The organism is Pseudoduganella buxea, from assembly GCF_009720835.1.
In the GTDB taxonomy this organism is placed as follows: domain Bacteria; phylum Pseudomonadota; class Gammaproteobacteria; order Burkholderiales; family Burkholderiaceae_D; genus Rugamonas; species Rugamonas buxea.
On record NZ_WNKZ01000023.1, the window covers coordinates 50,173 to 67,869 of the forward strand.

Consider the following 17,697-nt stretch of genomic DNA (forward strand, 5'->3'; position numbering starts at 1 on the left):
CTCCTGGATGCGGCAAAACCGTGCGTCATTATCGAAGGCGCTGTCACCCGGTCGCAGTGAACTGTCCACCCAGCATTCAACTTCCTGCCGGGAATAATGCAGCCCGTAAAAATTGCTGCGGCGTGCTCAGGTGCCGACAGTCGAGTCCGTGTATCCAGCCCAGGTAGTGGGGCAGGTAGTGGCTGGCCACGCCATGGAAGCGGATCAGCCAGTTCTTGAACATGGCGTGATAGCGGTTCACGTTCTGGACATGAATTTCCCCCAGCACCCGCTCGCCCTGGCGCACATTGACGGCCCGGTGCGCGATGCCGTGATGTTTCGCAAAATCCCGATACGCTGCCGCCGCATCGGTCGCCAGCAGCACGGCCTTGTCCAGTACGGGTAATAAATGCCGCTGCAATCGCGCCACCGTGACGGGCCCGCGCCCCGGCACGAAATCGCACGTGCGCCCTTGCCGGTCGCGCGCCACCAGGATGCAGTCCAGTTCGCCGCTGATGCCCCGCTTTCTCGCGTGGCCGCCGCGCCGCCGGGCCGGGCGGGTCAGCTGGCGCGAGCCCTTCTGCGATTCCAGCAAATATGTTTCGTCCGCCTCGACGATGCCGCTCAAGGGCTTGGGCCGATCGTCCTTGGCCATGGCGAGGAAGCGGTGACGCCAGCGAAAACTGGTGTTGCGGTGGATGCCGGTGGATTCGGCTGCGGCCCGTACCGTCATCGAACCGAGCATGCACTGCAGGAACGGTAGCCATTTTTCACGCAGTCGGATAAAGGCCAGCGGCGTATCGGTCAGCGCGTTGAAGGAGCGACGGCACTGGCGGCAGCGGTAGCGCTGCAGGCCACGCAGGATGCCGTGACGGTACAGTTTGTCGCCTGTGCAGTGCGGGCAACAGCGCATGCGCGCGCCGCGCTCTTCGATGATCGCCAGACAGTCGGCCAGCGAGGCACACCCTTCAAACAGCCGTCGCAAGCCTTCGCCCTGTTCCCCGGTCAGCCTGGCCAGCCACGCCAGGCACTGCGTCCGTACGGCTTGGTACTCGTCGATTTCCATGCCCGCCTCCGTCTTGGCTGATGCCAACTCACGGTATGACAATGGTCGAGCCAACAAGTTCCTTGCGACCGGGGCACAGAGCCTTATCGAACCCCCTGCCCACCGGCGATGTAGGAGCACACGCGCCGATGCTGTCAGCGCGCCCCGTGATGGTGCATCGCCGCGCTCAAAAGCAATTCTGTGTCAGACCGCCGCGGCGCACCGACCGGTTTTGGACAAACATTTGCCGGGAAATCCGTGTCGGAACAGACCGGGCGACCGGACGGTGCGCAGGCAAGTTGTGCGTCTGCGTGATGACAGCTATATACTTTTTGATATAGCTCATGGCAAATATTGCATTGGTAATCCGTCAATGCCGCCTCTAGCATGGTGCCTTTCGAGAACCTTGAAAGGGACCCGTCGTGCCTGGGCCAATCTCTTCCGTATCCGCACCTGCCGGACAAAGCGTCGCTCCCTCCAGCTACAAGTCCGCCATGGCGTTGCTGGCGAGCCTGTTTTTCATCTGGGGCTTCATCACCGTCATCAACAACACGCTGCTGCCGCACCTGCGCAGTGTCTTCGAGCTCAGTTATACGCAGACGACCCTGATCGAATCGGTCTGGTTCATCGCTTATTTCGTCGCGTCGATTCCGTCGGCCAAGCTGATCGAGCGGGTCGGCTACAAGAAGTCCATGGTCATCGGCCTGTGCATGATGGCCGTCGGCGCGCTGGGCATGATTCCCGCCGCGCGGCTGCCGTCGTATGGCGTGACCCTGTTCGCGCTGTTCGTCATCGCCTGCGGCATCACCCTGCTGCAGGTGGCCGCCAATCCCTACGTGGCCGTCGTCGGTCCCGCCAATACGGCCTCGTCGCGCCTGAACCTGGTGCAGGCCTTCAATTCGCTGGGCGCCACGCTGGCGCCGCTGTTCGGCGGCTACCTGATCCTGGGCCGTTCGACGGGCGGCACTGCTACCGCCGAGCAGGTGCTGACACCGGCCGAACGGCTGGCCGATGCCCAGGCCGTGCAACTGCCGTACCTGATCGTCGCCGTCGTGCTGATCCTGCTGGCCATCATGATTGCCCGCTATCCACTGCCCGCCATGGGCGGCAAGCGGGTCGAAAAGAGCGAGCGCGGCAGCCATTCGCTGTGGCGCCACCGTAACCTGGTGTTCGGCATTCCGGCCATCTTCATCTACCTGATCGCCGAAATCGGCGTGGCCAACCTGTTCATCAACTTCGTGTCGCAGCCCCATATCGGCAATGTCACGCATGAAAAGGCGTCGCACTACCTGTTCCTGCTGTGGGGCGGCATGATGGTGGGCCGCTTCGCCGGCAGCATCCTGATGCGGTCGATGTCGGCCGAGCGCGTGCTGGCCGGCGCCGCCATCGGTGCCTGCATCGTCATGCTGATCGCCACGTTCACGACGGGCCCGACGGCCATGTGGGCACTGATCGCCGTGGGCCTGTTCCACTCGGTGATGTTCCCCACCATCTTCACCCTGGGCATCCGTGGCCTGGGGCCGTTGACGGAAGAAGGCGCGGGCCTGTTGATCATGGCCATTGCAGGTGGCGCGCTCGTCGTCGTGCAGGGCTGGCTGGCCGATATGTACGGCCTGCAGATGTCGTTCCTGCTGACGGCGGCCTGCGAGCTGTACGTGCTGTTCTACGCGCTGTGGGGCGCCAAGCCCACCAACGCCTTCCCCGACAACCGCTGATTTCCTTGCGCGGCGGTCCCCCGGCGGCGATGGCGGCTCCTGCAACCATCGCCGCCAGCGCATACAATGGTCGCTTTCATCAACGGGAACATCCATGAGCAATCTGATCGTCGTCGCCACCATCGTCGCCCATGCGGGCCAGGAGAACATCGTGCGCGCCGCGCTGGAACAGGTGGTGCCGCCAAGCCGCGCGGAAGCGGGCTGCCTGCGCTACGAGCTGCATGTCGATCACGCCGACGCGGCCCGCTTCGTCATGCTGGAAGAGTGGACGGGCCTCGATGCACACGCCGAACATGAAACCACGGCGCATTTCAAGGCACTGGTCGCGGCCGTGGGCGGCAAGGCCGATATCCGCGTCGACAAGCTGGCCAAGCTGGCCTGACACGGACGCCGGCAAGAAAAAAGGGCGCCGCTGGCGCCCTTGTCACATCCGCCGACCGGATCAGCCCTTGCGGCGCCGCGCGGCCGCCAGCATGCCCAGGCCGGCGAGCATCATCGCGTAGGTGCCCGGTTCCGGCACGGGCAGCGGCACACCGTCCAGGGTGACGCCGTCGAAGGCCAGTCCGGACTGGTAATCGCTGTCGTCCCAGTTCGTCACGCCGAATTCCAGGTAGTACTGGCCCGCGTTGGCGATCGCGTAGGCCGATTGCACCCAGCCCGTGTAGCCGCAGCCGGCGTCGTAGCATTCGCCCGAGTTGGGGCCGAGCGGGGACCACACGGGGCCGCCGGCGACGATGTCGACCTCGGCCGGGGTCAGCGTGGCGGCCGCCTCGGGCATCTCGAAGCCGGGAATGGCGCTGCCGCCCGACGAGGTGCGGGCGGTGAACAGCAGCGCGACCTGGTCGCCGCTGGCGTCCAGCAGGCGCGCCCAAGCGTAGTCCGTGAAGCCGGCGCCGTCGGTGGTCACGTAGTTGAACTTGAAGTCCAGCGCTTGGCCGGCCGCGGCCGTGAACAGGTTCGAGCGCAGCACGCTGCCGTTGATCGACGTGCCGGTGCTGCCCACGCCGGGCAGGGCCACGCCGTCCTGGCCGTTGTCCGTCGAGACCCAGCCGTACTGGCTGCCGCCATTCGGTGCCAGGGTCACGACGCCGTCCGCGCCGGCCGTGCCGCAGCTACCCTGGCACTGCCAGCCGCCCGGGATACCGTTTTCGAAGCCCGTCGCGGCAGCGCTGCCCGCGCCGAACAGGCCAGCCATGCACGCTGCCACTCCAATGAGACGCACTGCTTTCATTTCTTCTCCGATTAATAAAATAGTAGGTGTTGCCTGCGTGGTGCACACGCTGTACTTGAAGAGAAAAATGCAGGGCCTTTGCTCTTCATCAAAGGATGGGTGAATTGTAGCTTGATATTGTTGATAAAAGTCTATCGGAATGTCACGTGTAGCGCCGATGCTTCGCTGCTGAACGATCTCCACGCTGCTATAGTGCAAGGCATCCACCGCCACGCAGGAACACCGCATGACACCAGAATTCATCGCCCCCGTCGAACTGGCCAAGGCCTACCGGCTGCTGAACCACGGCCCCACCGTGCTGGTGTCGGCCAGCCATGACGGCACCAGCAACGTGATGGCAGCCGCCTGGGCCTGCGCCCTCGATTTCGACCCGCCGAAAGTGACAGTGGTGCTGGACAAGAGCACCCGCACGCGCGCCCTCGTCGAGGCCAGCGGCAGCTTCGTGCTGCAGGTGCCGACCGTGGCGCAGTTGCGGCTGACGCAGGCCGTCGGCAGCACCAGCCTGGCCGAGGACCCGGACAAATTGCGCCGCGCCGGTGTCCAGCTGTTCGAGCTCGAAGGCCACGCCGGGCCGTTCGTGGCAGGCTGCTCGGCATGGCTGGCCTGCCGGCTGGTGCCGGAGCCCCACAACCAGCAGGCGTACGACCTGTTCATCGGCGAGGTCACGGCTGCCTGGGCCGACACGCGCATCTTCGCCAACGGCCACTGGCGCTTCGAGGAAGCGCCGCCCGAGTGGCGCAGCCTGCACCATGTGGCGGGCGGTCATTTCTACGCCATCGGCGCGGCCATGAAGGCCGAACCGGAAGGCTGAGCGGGCCTCTACCAGTCCACCTTCGCCGTCAGCTTGACGGTGCGGGGCAGCCCGGCCGCCAGGCGCGTGCCGGTGCCGGCCCAGTAGCGCTTCTCCAACGCGTTGTCGACATTCATCTGCCAGGTGGTGCGCCGTCCGGCCAGCTGCGTCACGTAGCGCGCACCCACCGAGAACAGCGTGGTGCCGCCGATGAAGGCCTGGTTCAGATCATTCACGGGCCGGCGCCCCGTGTAGTAGGCGCCACCGTTGACGACCAGTCCCGCCAGGCCGGGCACGTCCCAGGCGAGGTAGGCGCTGGCCGTCTGCCTGGCCGCGTTCTCCGGCAGCTTGCCGTCGTAGGCGGCGCCGATATCGTGGAAGGCCGGATCGATCGCCTGGGCCGAGGCCTGCCACGCCATCGTGCGCGTCAATTGGCCCTGGGCGGACAGTTCGACGCCCCGGTAGCGCTGCTCGCCATCGGCCGTGAAGCGGTTCGCGGCGTTCGTATAGTAGCCGGGCCGGTCGATATCGAACCAGGCCAGTTGCAGCAGGCTGCCGTTCGGCGCGCGCCAGCGCAGGCCCAGTTCCTTCTGGCGACTGACGCCCGGCGCCAGGCGCTCGCCCTGGTTGCCGGTACCGGCGGGCGCCGTCTCGCCTTCCTCCAGCCCCTGCGCGGCCGACGCATACAGCGACAGGCTCGCCGCCGGCCGGTAGACCAGGGCCGCCATCGGCGTCGTCTTGCTGACGTCGTAGCGGTTGCTTCCCTGGTCGCTGGCGAACTTGACGGCCCGTGCGCCGGCGATGAACTGCCACCGCGGCGACAAGGTCATCCTGTCGACGGCATACAGGCCCGTGTCGCGGCTCTCCAGCGCGGCCGTCGTCGGCGCCGCCGGTACCGCGCCCAGGGTCACGCCGGCCATTCCCGTCACGAAGATGGGCTGATAGAGGTTCTGCGCGGCGATGGTGTAGTTGGCCTGATAAATCGGGGCCTGGCCCTTGTCGTTGCGGCTGGCGCCGAAGGTCAGCTCGTGCCGTACGGACCCCGTCGCCACGGTGCCGAACAACTCGGCGCGCAGCATGTCCGCGTCGACGTCCAGATGCTGCATATTGCCGGCGATGCGTCCCGCGCCCGTGGCGATGGCGGCGTTGTTCGCGAAGCGGAAGATGGCCAGATTGCGTTCCCGCGCCGTCTCGGCACGGCCCGCCTCCAGGGTCAATACCCAGTCATCGTTGACGGCATAGTCGGCCCGCAGCTGGACGTTCTTCGTCTCGGTCCTGAACAGGGCCCAGTCCGGACCGATGGCCTGGCGCGCATCGACGGGATGGGGCAGGGCGATGACACCATCGACGGCGCTGGGCAGGGCGACGCCGGCCTGCTCGGTGACGCGGCGCCGGTCGTACTCGACGTCCGCCTTCAGGCGCAGGCGCGGGCTGACCTGCCAGTCCAGCGCGACCGATGCAAACGCCCGGTTGCCGTTGCCGACACGGTCCATGTGCGAACCCAAGGTGCCGCCGGCGCCGTTGACGCGCACGCCGACATTGCCGTTCGGGCCGAAGCGGCGCGCCACGTCCACCGAGACGTTGGTGCTGCCGTTGTCGTCCACCACCAGCGCCGTGCTGGTGACGGGCTTGCCGCCTGCCCGCTTCGTGACGAAGTTGACGACACCGGCCGGCGACGTGAAGCCGTAGTACAGGGCCGTGGCACCCTTCAGCACTTCGACCCGCTCCTTGTTCTCCATCGGCACCTGGGAGAAGTTCATGACGGGCAGCGTGCCGTTCAGCCGGTAGTTGGCGCGGTTCTCGACGGCGATGCCGCGGATGACCAGCTGGTCCCACGTTTCGCCGCCGTTCTGCTGGCGCGTCACGCCCGCCGTGTTACGCACGGCGTCATACAGGCCGCCGGCCGCCTGCAGTTCCAGCACCTCGCGCGTGATGACGTTGACGGTGGACGGCACGTCCATGATGTCGCCGCCCCGGAAGGTGCCCGCTTCCACCGTGTAGGGCGTGAAGCCGCTGGCCCTGGCAGCCGTGACCTTGACGCGTTGCGGCGGCTCGCCGTCGGCCTGGGCATGGACGGAAAATGGAAAAGCGATGGCCAGGGCCAGACACAGGGGATGCAGCGAAACGGGAAACGGCATGAAGGTGACCTGGAATTATCAACAGGCCGCATCATGCCGTAAATGAGAATCGTTATCAAGTAACGGACAGTGCCCGTCAGCGCGCCCCGGTGAAGTTCTTTTTGATCCCGGCCCAGCAATCCTGGTAGTCGCGCTGCAGCTGCGGGCACTGTTGCGCGTGCTCGGTCGGCACGATGACGTTGCGCGTCTCGAACATGAAGGCCATCGTGTCGGCCACCTTGACCGGTTTGCTGGTATCGGCGGCGCTGGCCTTGTCGAAGGTGGCCGCGTCCGGGCCGTGTCCGCTCATGCAGTTGTGCAGGCTGGCGCCGCCCGGCACGAAGCCGCCGCCTTCCTTGGCATCGTAGGCGCCGTGGATCAGGCCCATGAATTCGCTGGCCACGTTGCGGTGGAACCAGGGCGGCCGGAAGGTGTTTTCGCCGGCCAGCCAGCGGGGCGGGAAGATGACGAAGTCCAGCGTGTCGACCCCCGGCGTGTCCGACGGCGACTGCAGCACGAGGAAGATCGACGGGTCCGGGTGGTCGTAGCTGATCGAGCCGATCGTGTTGAAGTGGCGCAGGTCGTAGCGGTAGGGCGTGTAGTTGCCGTGCCAGGCCACCACGTCCAGCGGCGAGTGCTTGATCGGCGCCTGCCACAGGTTGCCGCAGAATTTGGCCACCAGCGCGAAGTCGCCTTCGCGTTCCTCGTAGCCGGCCACGGGCGCCTCGAAGTCGCGCGGGTTGGCCAGGCCGTTCGAGCCGATCGGGCCCAGGTCCGGCAGCTGCAGCAGCGCGCCGAAGTTCTCGCAGATATAGCCGCGCGCCGCGCCGTCGGGCAGGTCCACGGTAAAGCGCACGCCGCGCGGGATGACGGCGATCTGCTGCGGCTCGATGTCCAGCAGGCCCAGTTCCGTGCGCAGGCACAGGCGGCCCTGCTGGGGCACGATCAGCAACTCGCCGTCGGCACTGTAGAAATACCGGTTTTCCATCGAGCGGTTGGCTGCGTACAGGTGGATCGCGCAGCCCGTCATGGCCTCGGGCGAGCCGTTGCCGGCCATCGTCACCCAGCCGTCGATGAAGTCGGTGGGGGCGTCGGGCAGGGGCAGTGGGTCCCAGCGCAGCTGGTTCGGCGGCGCCGCATTCGTGAAGCTGCCGACGATGCGGCCGTTGTCGATGCGTTCGAACGTGCCATGCTGGGCGGCGGGGCGGATGCGGTACAGCCAGGAGCGGCGGTTATGACTGCGCGGGGCCGTGAAGGCGGTGCCGGAAATCTGTTCGGCATACAGGCCGTAGGGCGCCCGCTGGGGCGAATTGCGGTGAGCGGGCAGCGCGCCGGGCAGGGCCTCGGTGGCGAATTCGTTGCCGAAGCCGGACTGGTAAGCGGCCGTGAAAGCGGTCATGCGGGTCTCCTGGAAGGTTTTCAGGCATGGTAAGCCTTTTGGTGTGCATTTACGCCATCCATATAGAAATGTAGACTATTGATTTCGTAAATAACCAAGGCATTCATGTTCGAGCCCGGCCACATCGACCTGAACCTGCTGGCCGTGTTCCAGCACGTCTACCGCGAGCGGCAGATCTCGTCGGCCGCGCGCCGGCTGGGCTTGACGCAATCGGCCGTCAGCAATGCGCTTGCCCGACTGCGGCGCGTGTTCGGTGACGAACTGTTCGTCCGCACGGCCCAGGGCATGCAGCCGACCCCCTTCGCCGAACAGGTGGCCGAACCCATCGCGGCGGCGCTGGCCAATGTGGCGCTGGCGCTGAACTGCCGCAGCGGCTTCGATCCGGCCACCAGCATGCGCCGCTTCACCCTGGCCATGACGGACGTGGGCGAAGTCTATTTCATGCCCGTGCTGGTGGAACGGTGCCGCACCGTGGCGCCGGGCGTGCGCCTGCGCTCCGTGCGGGCCGGCAGCGTGGCCCTGAAGGAGGAGATGGAAACGGGAAGGGTCGACCTGGCCATCGGTGCGTTCGACGACGTGTCCGAAGCGCTGTACCAGCGCCAGTTGTTCCGCCAGCGTTTCGTGACGATGCTGCGTGCCGGCCATCCGCTGAGGCAAGGCGACATCGACCTGCCCCGTTTCGTGGCGGCGTCGCACCTGGTGGTGGAATCGATGGAGAGTCCGTACGACCGCATCAACGCGCTGCTGGCCAAGGCCGGCATCGCCGCCAGTGCCACCGTGCCGCACTTTACGGCGGTGCCGTATATCGTCGGCGCGGGCGAGCTGGTCGTGACGGTGCCGCACAAGCTGGCCGAGCGGGCCGCCGCGCCGTTCGGCCTGGCGTGGATCGAGCCGCCGTTGGCGCTGCCGAGCCTGCAGACGAATATGTTCTGGCACCGCCGCTTCCACCAGGACCCGGGCAACACGTGGCTGCGCGAACTGGTGGCGGCGGAACTGGGAGAATAGGATCGCAGGCCTGGGCTATGCCGGGCGGGTGCCGCCCAGCCGTGGCGCGCGGCGCAAGGCCTCGTCCTCGCCGTCCGCTTGTTCGGACGTTGCCACGGCGCGCAAGCCACGGGGCACGTCGACGGAGACGCGCTGCACGGGCCGCACATTGCCCACGCCCAGCTCCTCCATCAGCTCCAGCGTGTCGAGCAGCACCTGCTGCTGCGTGTTCATGAACACGCCATAGGCCGGCACCAGCACGAAATACACCACTTCGAATTCCAGCGCGTCCTGCGTCACCGCCTTCAGGTGGGCGCGGTCGAAGCGCACGGACTCCTGCCGTTCGACGATTTCCTTCAGCCGCGCGGGCAGCTCGCGCGCCGTGGCCACGGGCGTGGCCGGGTCGAACGACAGCGAGAAGGCCACGCGGCGGTTGGCCATGCGCTTGTAGTTGCGCACCGTGTTCTTCAGCAGGTCGGCATTGGCGATGACGACCTGCTCGCCGCTGTCGGCGCGGATGCGGGTAGTCTTCAGCCCCACCTTCTCCACGGAGCCGGAGACGCCGTTGACGACGATGGCGTCGCCCACTTCGAAGGGCTTGTCGACGGCGATCGACAGCGATGCGAACAGGTCGCCCAGGATGTTCTGCACGGCCAGCGCGACGGCGATACCGCCGATGCCCAGGCTGGCGACGAAGGCGGAGATATTGATGCCCAGGTTGGCCAGCACGGCCAGCAGGAACACGGTCCACAGCACCGTCTTCATGGCCCAGCTCAGGAGCGTATGGGCCACCGTGGCCGGCGCCTCCGGGTCCTTGGCATGGGTGCGGAAATAGCGCTTGGCGGTGACGGACAGGGCGTGGTCGATATACAGCGCCAGTTGCGCACCCAGGGTGATGAACCACAGGTGACGCACGCGCAGGTCCCACGGCGCCGGCAGGTCCAGCACCGTCAGGCCGATCAGCAGCGCCGTCAGGGTCACGGCCAGCATGCTGGTGCGGCCCAGGGTCGCGGCCAGGATTTCCGCGTACGGCCGGTCGGCCTTGCCGGCGTCGGCCAGCCTGGCGATGCGGCGGCGGCTCCAGCGGATGGCGGCGTGCATCAGCAGGAATGCGCCGACGGCGACGGCAATGGCCGTCAGCCAGTTTTCCAGCTCGATGGTACGGACAAAGGTGAATTGATGTAGGAATTTCATGCAGCCTCCTTCTTTTTCTCGGCAGCAGGGTAGCAAGCACGACGGCAATTCAGTCGCACCGTTCAGTCAGGCAATATGAAATTGTCACAAAAAAGAAATACCAATGATGATCCAGTTGAACTAGTATACAGTCCAATCCAATACCGGTTGGCTTATGGGCTGCTACCGGTACGGGCCTGGCATCAGCACATTGACGGGGGATCCATGAAGCGTTTGTGGTGGTTCGCGGTATTTTTCCTGCTGTATGAATTGACGGTCTATCTCACCAACGACATGATCATGCCGGGCATGCCCCGGGTGATGGCCGAGTTCGGCGGGCCAAGCCGGTACATCGGCCTGTCGCTCAGCCTGTACATCCTGGGCGGCTGCACCTTGCAGATCGTGCTGGGCCCCCTGGCGGACCGCATCGGCAAGCGCCGGGTCATGCTCGGTGGCGCCGCCTTCTTCCTGCTGGCGACGGCGCTGGTGCCGCTGGCCCAGTCGGCAACCCAGTTCCTGGCCATCCGCTTCTTCCAGGGCATGGGCTCCTGCTTCATCTTCATCGGCTACGCGGCCATCCACGAGCTGTTCGACGACACCCGCGCCGTCAAGCTGACCACCCTGATGGGCAACACCACCGTGTTCGCGCCGCTGATCGGGCCCGTCGCCGGCAGCGCCGTCGTAGCGGTCCTCGACTGGCGCGCCGTCTTCGTCACGGCCTTCGTGCTGGGCGCCGCGGCATGGCTCGGGCTGCATCGCACGATGCCGGCCGAAGCGACGCCCCGACCGCGCGCCAACGTGGCGCAGCTGGCGGCCGGCTACCGCGCCATCTTCACCAACCGCACCTTCATGCTGGGCATCCTCGTCGCCGGCCTGGCCATCACGCCGCTGACGGCGTGGATCGGCCTGTCGCCGGCCATCCTGCTGCAGCATGGGGGCGCCAGCCACGGCACCTACATTGCGTGGCAGTGCGCCATCTTCGTCGGCTTCGTCCTGAGCACTTTCGCCATCCAGCGCCTCGGTGGCGAGCTGCCGCTGGGCCGGCTGCTGCGCCAGGGCGGCCTGCTGGCGCTGGCGGGCCTGGGCGGGGCCGGCCTGCTGCATGGGCAGCCGGGTCTGTTCATCGCCGGCATGTTCGTGTTCTCGGCCGGCTTTGGCCTGTTCAACGGTGCACTGATCCGCATCGCGCTGACGGCAACTGGCCAGTCGATGAGCCTGACCTCGGCGGCGATGAGCCTGCTGTACTGCCTGTATATCGCGCTGGGGCTGGAAATGTACAACGCCGTCTGCGAACGCTTCGGCTATGCGCTGCAGGCCTACGCGCTGTGCGGCATTCCCGTGGCGCTGGCCGTCTGTGCGGGCCTGTTCCACCTGGCGCGGGGCTACGATGCACGCGTGCGCGGCACCGTGCCCGTGGCCGCGTGAGGGGGGCGGCCATGAGCTTCGAACTGGAATACGACCTGCTGATCGGCGAACTGAAGGCCGATTTCCTGGCCTGCCGGCAGTGGGAACTGCTGTGCCAGGACGGTCCCGCCGACCCGGCCCACGTGGAGCGCCTGCGCCTGCAGCAGCAAGGCTGGCGCCACCGGCTGGCGGCGCTGCGGCGCCACGTGCGCGACCATTTCGAATGGTTCGACGCGCGCCGCGTCTCTTCGCTGCTGGGCATTCCCACCCGCGCGCTGGCGCCGGACGAGCTGCTGTTGCACCGCATCTGGATGGGTGGCCCGGTGCCGGACGGCGTGCGCCAGGCCGTCGGCCAGTGGGGCGCTGCGCTGGACGAGCTGGCCGCGCCGCCGGGGCGGGGCTACCGCTCGATCCTGTGGGTGTGGGACGCCGCGCAACTGGCCGCCGACCCGTGGTTCCGCCCCGGCGCGGATGGGGCGCGGCCCTTCCACCTGGGCGGCTATTGCGCCGGCGGCGACACCATCGACGTATGCTCGCTGGCCGCGCTGGTCGAACGCCACGCGCCGGCGCTGGCCGGGCGCCTGGCAGGGCTGCACGCGGGGCGCTGGTTCGTCAACCTGTCGGACTACCTGCGCATCCTGCTGCTGCGCGAATGCGGCGGCATCTACCTGGACGCGGATACGATGCCATACCGGGCCGCCACCGTGTTCCTGGCGCGGCCCGAGGTGCCGGACTATGTGCATTTCGCACTGGTGGGCGGGCGCGTGCAGGCCAGCGTCGTGTCGTGGCTGAACCTGGTGCGCGACGAGAACGGCGTGCTGGTGGCGCGGCGGGGCGATGCGGCCGTGCGCGAACTGGCCGCCGCGATGGAAGGCGCGCTGGCGGCCCTGCCGGAGGTGCCGCTTGTGCCCACTGCGCCGTCGCCTGCGTTCGCCCGGCTGCTGCAGGAGGCCACCTATCACCAGTGGCGCCGCCACCTGGGAAGCACCTTGCTGAGCTATCAGGAAATGGTGGAAGCCCATGGCGTGCTGGCAGACGGGCGGGCCGAACCCGTGGTGGCCGGCGTGCGCGGCATGCGCCTGGACTTCGACGGCGACACGGGCGCGCCGCTGCCGCTGTCGCCCGAGGAACGCCATTGGCGCGAGCGCTGCGTGGCGGCGCTGGCGCAGCGGGGCTGGCGTCTCGGTCATCCGCTGGCGCTGGAACGGCTGGTGGAGCTGGACTGGGTCAGCGAAGTGGCGCCGCCGGCGTATGCGCCCCAGCTGCGCGCCAACCCGGCCTGCTGCAATTACTACTCTTTCCTGTCGACCGACGGAGAGCTGGACCGCGTCAACACCTTGTTCGCCGCCTACCTGCTGGCCAGGAACGACGACGCCATCGCGCGGGGCGGCTTCTGGTGCCGCATCCGGGGCGCGTTGGCCGGGGGCGCGGCGTGGCCGGCGCCCCGCCAGCGGGAGTTGCCCGCCCATGCGTGATGCGAATTTTGACACAGGCGTGGACGCGGACGCGGCCGTGTCGACGGCCTTTATTCCCGGCACCGACGTGCCCGGGCGCGACCTGGACCGGATGGCGGCGCTGCTGTTCGAGACCAGCTACCTGGAGTACTGCTCGGCCGGCAACGCGCTGCGGCTGCACCCGCGCGCGCTGCAGCGGCGCCAGAACATCGACCCCTGGCTGCGCCATATCCGCGCCCTGTACGTGGACGGCCGCTTTGCCGGCTTCTACAACGCCGCGCCTTTGCGTGAATACGGCGCGACGGCGGTCGTCAATCACTACCGGGCGGACGTGCAGGCGATGGACGCGGACTACGATGCATTCGTCGGCAACAGCGTCGCGCCGGAGGAATTGTTCGTGGCCAGCCTGGCCATCGAACCCGTGTGGCGGGGCCGGGGCCTGGTCAAGCTGCTCCTGGCCGAACTGGAGGATGCGGCCCGGGCTGCCGCGTGCCCGGGCATCGCGCTGACGGTGTGGCAAAGCAGCGCGGCGCTGCCCGTCTACCTGCGCCACGGTTTCGCCGTGCGCGCCACCTTCGACGCCGCCTGGCCCCTGTTTTTCGACCGCCTGCTTTGCATGGGGCGAGCGCTGGACGCTGTTCCCGAGGAGAGACAATGAATCTCGCTACCGACAAGATTGCCGCCATCGGCAAGCACAGCATCAAGGACCGCAATCCTTCCACCGTGACGCACGGGCCGGCGCGGCTGGCCCCGCGCGGCGACCGGCGGTTGCGCGTGTTGACGGAGAACGACTGGCGCCACTGGGTGGAAAACGGCTATGTCGTCATCCGCCAGGCAGTGCCGCTCCATACGGTCGCGCGCATCGAAGGCCTGATCTGGGAATTCGAGGAGATGGACCCGCGCGACCCGTCGACCTGGTACCCGCCGGAAAAGATGGCCCTGCGGCGCACGGAACTGAGCTACAACGCCGGCATGGTGGAACTGTACAACCACCAGTACCTGTGGGATGCGCGCCAATCGGAACGGGTCCATGGCGCTTTCGCCGACCTGTGGGGTCTTGACGCGCTGTGGGTGTCGATCGACCGGGTCAACCTGAACCTGCCGCCGGCGCCGGGCTTCGAATTTCGCGGCTTCATGCACTTCGACCACGACCCCGACGGCGCGGCCGACAGCGTGCAGGGCGTGCTGGCCGTGACGGACCAGCTGGACCCGGAAGTGGGCGGCTTCGCCTGCGTTCCCGAGCTGTTCCGGGATTACCCGGCCTGGCGCGCGCGGCAGGGCGATGACTGGGACTGGTACCGGCCCGACGTCAGCGGGTTCGCGATCGAGGCCGTGCCCCTGCGCGCCGGCGACCTGCTGATCTTTAACAGCCGGCTGTGCCACGGCATCCGCCAGAACGTGTCGCGCACGGGTGTGCGGATGGCGCAGTACATCGCCATGCTGCCGGCGCAGGAACACGACGCCGCCACGCGCGACTGGCGCATCCGCTGCTGGCGCGAGCGGCTGGCGCCGCAGGGCTACAGCCTGCACGGCGACCGCCGCAATATCGAACAAAGCCGCTACGATACGGCACAATTGACCCCGCTGGGCGAACGCCTGCTGGGATTGACGTCCTGGGGCCAGGACGCGGCATTTCACGAAGAGAGGAAGTAGACATGGCAGTGCAGAACGAGATCGGTCAGTTGTTCATGGTGGGCTTCGATGGCCTGGAACCGGATGCGGCGATCACGCGGCTGATCCGCGAACGCCGCGTGGGCGGCGTCATCCTGTTCCGGCGCAACGTCCACACGCCGGCCCAGGTGGCCGCGCTGTGCCGGCGCCTGCAGGAACTCAATGCCCAGGTCAGCGACGAACCGCTGCTGATCGCGCTGGACCAGGAGGGCGGCATGGTGATGCGCATCGAACAGGGCGTTACACCCATTCCCGCGCCGATGGCCTTCCAGGCCGCCGGCGACGAGGGCGACTGCGAACGGCTGCAGTTCGTCAACGCCGACGAAATGCGCCGCATCGGCATCAACATGCTGCTGGGTCCCGTGCTGGACGTGAACAATAATCCGGCCAATCCCGTCATCGGCGTGCGCGCCTTCGGCGAGGATGCCGACACGGTGATCCGCTTCGGCGGCGCGGCCGTGCGCGGCATGCAGCGCGCCGGCGTCATCGTGACGGCCAAGCACTTCCCCGGCCACGGCGACACGGCCGTCGATTCGCACCACGCGATGGCGCTGGTGGCGCACGACCAGGCGCGCCTGCAGGCCGTCGAGCTGGCGCCGTTCCGGGCCGCCATCGCCCAGGGGGTCGACGCCATCATGACGGCGCACGTGGCCTTTCCCGCCTTCGAACCGGATGCGTCGGTACCGGCGACCCTGTCGCGCGCCGTGCTGACGGGCCTCTTGCGCAACGACATGGGCCACGACGGTGTCGTCATTTCCGACTGCCTGGAGATGGGCGCCATCGCCGACGGCGTCGGCGTGCCCGAAGGGGCGGTGCGTACCTTGCTGGCCGGCGCTGACATCGTGCTGGTGTCCCACACGGAAAGCCGCCAGCATGGCGCAATCGATGCCGTGCTGGCCGCGCTGGAAGAGGGACGGCTGGCGCCCGAACGCATCGCCGAAGCGCTGGCCCGCGTGCGCAGGCTGAAGCGCGTCGCCGCCGTGCGGGCCTGGCGCGAGTTGCCGGCCCAGCCGGTGGGCCTGATGTCGCCCGAGGCGCTGGCACTGGCCGGGGAGGTACAGCGCCGCGCCTTGCGTGCCGACGGCGCCTTCCGGCCGCTGGACCCCACGCTCGCCGTCACCCTGATCACCTTCGAGGTACGCGACCGCACCGAAGTGGACGAGGTGGCCAGCGCGCGCAACCGCGAGGCGCGCAGCTCGATGGTGGACGCCCTGGCGGCGGCCGGGCTGACGGTGCGCGAGTTCGCCCTGTCGGCCCAGCCGGACGAAGCGGACATCGACGCCGCCATCGCCTTTGCCGGCGAGGCCGGCCAGGTCGTCGTACAGACGTATAACGCCGTGCTGGTGCCAGGCCAGCAGCGCCTGCTCGACGCGCTCGACCCGGGCCGCCTGTGGGTGGTGGCCGGGCGGTTGCCTTACGACCTGGCACTGGCGCCCGCGGCACAGGGCCGGCTGGCCGCCTTCGGCTGTCGTCCTGCCGCGCTGGCGCCGGTGGTGGCGCGCCTGCTCGGCAACTGAAGCGGCGCGCGCGGCCGGCGCGCTCGTGGTAACGTGTGGCCTCCAACACAACAGGAGACTTCCGTGCCGGCACGTCTTTTCCTCCTGGCCGCGCTGGCCTGCTGCACGGGCCTGCGGGCGGCGCCCACCTATACCAATCCGCTGCAACTGAAGCTGCCCGGGGGCGAGCTGGCGCAGAACTGCGCCGACCCGGCCCTGTTGCGCGACCCGGACGCGGCGCGGCCCACGTGGTACCTGTACTGCACCACCGATCCCGTCAGCCGGAAAGAACGCAGCGGAACGGGCTGGCGCTTCCGCCTGATGCCCGTATTCCGCTCGCACGACCTGGTGCAGTGGGACTTCGTCACGGACGCTTTCGCCGACCGGCCCGCCCCGGCCACGCCGACGGCCGGGCTGTGGGCGCCCGAGCCGGTGCGCATGAACGGGCGCTACTACCTGTACTACACCATCACCGACGTGGCCGATGCGCGCAGCCCGGAGCCGGGCTGCGACAAGGACAGCGCCATCGGCGTGGCCACCAGCGCCTCGCCCGTGGGGCCGTGGCAGGCGGCGGCCGTGCCCGTGGTGGCACCCCGGCGCGCCGGTCCCGGCTGCCAGTTCCACTGGACCTACGATCCGGACGTGCTGGTGCTGGAGGACGGGCGCAAGTACCTGTACTTCGGCAGCTACGGCGGCGGCATGTTCGTGCAGCGCCTGGCCGACGACGGCATGGCCGTCACGGGCCAGCCGAAGAAGATCGGCGCCGGCTGGCGCTACGAAGGCGCCGAGGTGGTGCGCCATGGCGACTATTATTACCTGTTCGCTTCCGCCACCAACTGCTGTGCCGGGCCGCTGACGGGCTATGCGCTGTACGTCGGCCGCTCGAAACAGCCCGAAGGCCCTTTCCTCGACCGGCTCGGCGCCGACATGGCCGCGCCGCGCGCGGGGGGCACGCCGGTGCTGCCCCAGAACGGCAACCGCTGGATCGGCCCGGGCCACAACACCGTATTCCAGGACGGCGCCGGCCAGTGGTGGACGATCTACCACGCGGTCGACCGCAACGAGCCGTATTTCGCCGCGCCCGACCTGACGCGCCGCCTGGCCCTGCTGGACCGGATCGACTGGGTCGACGGCTGGCCCGTCGTGGCGGCCGGGAGGGGGCCGTCCGATGCGACCCTGCCGGCGCCGGCGGTCGTCGGGGGTGACGCCGACGTGCTGCGCCCGCCGCTGGGGCCGCCC

The 17,697-nt window shown here is 68.0% G+C and carries 15 protein-coding genes; 10 read left to right on the forward strand and 5 right to left on the reverse strand.

Annotation, left to right across the window (positions count from 1 at the left end):
* Positions 1–76: 76 nt before the first annotated feature.
* Entirely contained in the window at positions 77–1,045 is a 969-nt protein-coding gene (locus GM672_RS10540) for an IS1595 family transposase (RefSeq protein ID WP_155470487.1), read from the reverse strand.
* Between the two features lie 473 nt (positions 1,046–1,518).
* On the opposite strand from GM672_RS10540, the gene GM672_RS10545 reads away from it, so the two are divergent.
* Both GM672_RS10545 and GM672_RS10550 read left to right on the forward strand, forming a co-directional pair.
* Positions 1,519–2,739: a sugar MFS transporter gene (locus GM672_RS10545; RefSeq protein WP_155470488.1), complete on the forward strand. Its 1,221-nt coding sequence runs from the start codon at positions 1,519–1,521 to the stop codon at positions 2,737–2,739.
* A 94-nt stretch (positions 2,740–2,833) separates the two neighbouring features.
* Complete coding sequence (locus GM672_RS10550; protein WP_155470489.1) at positions 2,834–3,121, forward strand: putative quinol monooxygenase; 288 nt, start codon at positions 2,834–2,836, stop codon at positions 3,119–3,121.
* Positions 3,122–3,181: 60 nt separating this feature from the next.
* On the opposite strand, the gene GM672_RS10555 is transcribed toward GM672_RS10550, so the two are convergent.
* On the reverse strand, positions 3,182–3,970 hold the full coding sequence (locus GM672_RS10555) for an NF038132 family protein (RefSeq protein WP_155470490.1): 789 nt from the start codon (positions 3,968–3,970) through the stop codon (positions 3,182–3,184).
* A 226-nt stretch (positions 3,971–4,196) separates the two neighbouring features.
* Between GM672_RS10555 and GM672_RS10560 the strand changes: the two genes are divergently transcribed.
* Positions 4,197–4,781, forward strand: coding sequence for a flavin reductase family protein (locus tag GM672_RS10560; RefSeq protein ID WP_155470491.1), 585 nt, complete (start codon positions 4,197–4,199; stop codon positions 4,779–4,781).
* A gap of 8 nt (positions 4,782–4,789) precedes the next feature.
* Here GM672_RS10560 and GM672_RS10565 read toward each other — a convergent pair whose 3' ends face one another.
* The gene (locus tag GM672_RS10565) at positions 4,790–6,898 is read right to left on the reverse strand and encodes a TonB-dependent siderophore receptor (protein WP_188915964.1); all 2,109 of its coding nucleotides are present in this window, start codon (positions 6,896–6,898) and stop codon (positions 4,790–4,792) included.
* 76 nt (positions 6,899–6,974) lie between these two features.
* On the reverse strand, positions 6,975–8,276 hold the full coding sequence (gene hmgA, locus GM672_RS10570) for a homogentisate 1,2-dioxygenase (RefSeq protein WP_155470492.1): 1,302 nt from the start codon (positions 8,274–8,276) through the stop codon (positions 6,975–6,977).
* A 105-nt stretch (positions 8,277–8,381) separates the two neighbouring features.
* Between hmgA and GM672_RS10575 the strand changes: the two genes are divergently transcribed.
* Positions 8,382–9,281, forward strand: coding sequence for a LysR family transcriptional regulator (locus GM672_RS10575; protein WP_155470493.1), 900 nt, complete (start codon positions 8,382–8,384; stop codon positions 9,279–9,281).
* Positions 9,282–9,296: 15 nt separating this feature from the next.
* Here GM672_RS10575 and GM672_RS10580 read toward each other — a convergent pair whose 3' ends face one another.
* Positions 9,297–10,454 (reverse strand): mechanosensitive ion channel family protein, encoded by a 1,158-nt coding sequence (locus GM672_RS10580; protein ID WP_155470494.1) that lies wholly within the window; start codon positions 10,452–10,454, stop codon positions 9,297–9,299.
* Positions 10,455–10,658: 204 nt separating this feature from the next.
* Here GM672_RS10580 and GM672_RS10585 point away from each other — a divergent pair, with 204 nt between their 5' ends.
* The 6 genes from GM672_RS10585 to GM672_RS10610 form a co-directional block, all read left to right on the forward strand.
* Positions 10,659–11,858 (forward strand): MFS transporter, encoded by a 1,200-nt coding sequence (locus tag GM672_RS10585; RefSeq protein ID WP_155470495.1) that lies wholly within the window; start codon positions 10,659–10,661, stop codon positions 11,856–11,858.
* Between the two features lie 11 nt (positions 11,859–11,869).
* On the forward strand, positions 11,870–13,312 hold the full coding sequence (locus tag GM672_RS10590; protein WP_155470496.1) for a glycosyltransferase: 1,443 nt from the start codon (positions 11,870–11,872) through the stop codon (positions 13,310–13,312).
* Positions 13,305–13,949, forward strand: a complete 645-nt coding sequence (locus GM672_RS28315) for a GNAT family N-acetyltransferase (RefSeq protein ID WP_170300011.1) — start codon at positions 13,305–13,307, stop codon at positions 13,947–13,949. Before GM672_RS10590 ends, GM672_RS28315 begins: the two co-directional genes overlap by 8 nt.
* A complete protein-coding gene (locus GM672_RS10600; protein WP_155470498.1) occupies positions 13,946–14,944 on the forward strand; it encodes a phytanoyl-CoA dioxygenase family protein in 999 nt (332 codons plus the stop codon). Before GM672_RS28315 ends, GM672_RS10600 begins: the two co-directional genes overlap by 4 nt.
* A gap of 2 nt (positions 14,945–14,946) precedes the next feature.
* Positions 14,947–16,479, forward strand: coding sequence for a beta-N-acetylhexosaminidase (gene nagZ, locus GM672_RS10605; protein ID WP_155470499.1), 1,533 nt, complete (start codon positions 14,947–14,949; stop codon positions 16,477–16,479).
* A gap of 63 nt (positions 16,480–16,542) precedes the next feature.
* Positions 16,543–17,697, forward strand: a 1,155-nt coding sequence (locus GM672_RS10610; protein WP_155470500.1) for a family 43 glycosylhydrolase, incomplete at its 3' end; no start/stop codon positions are given.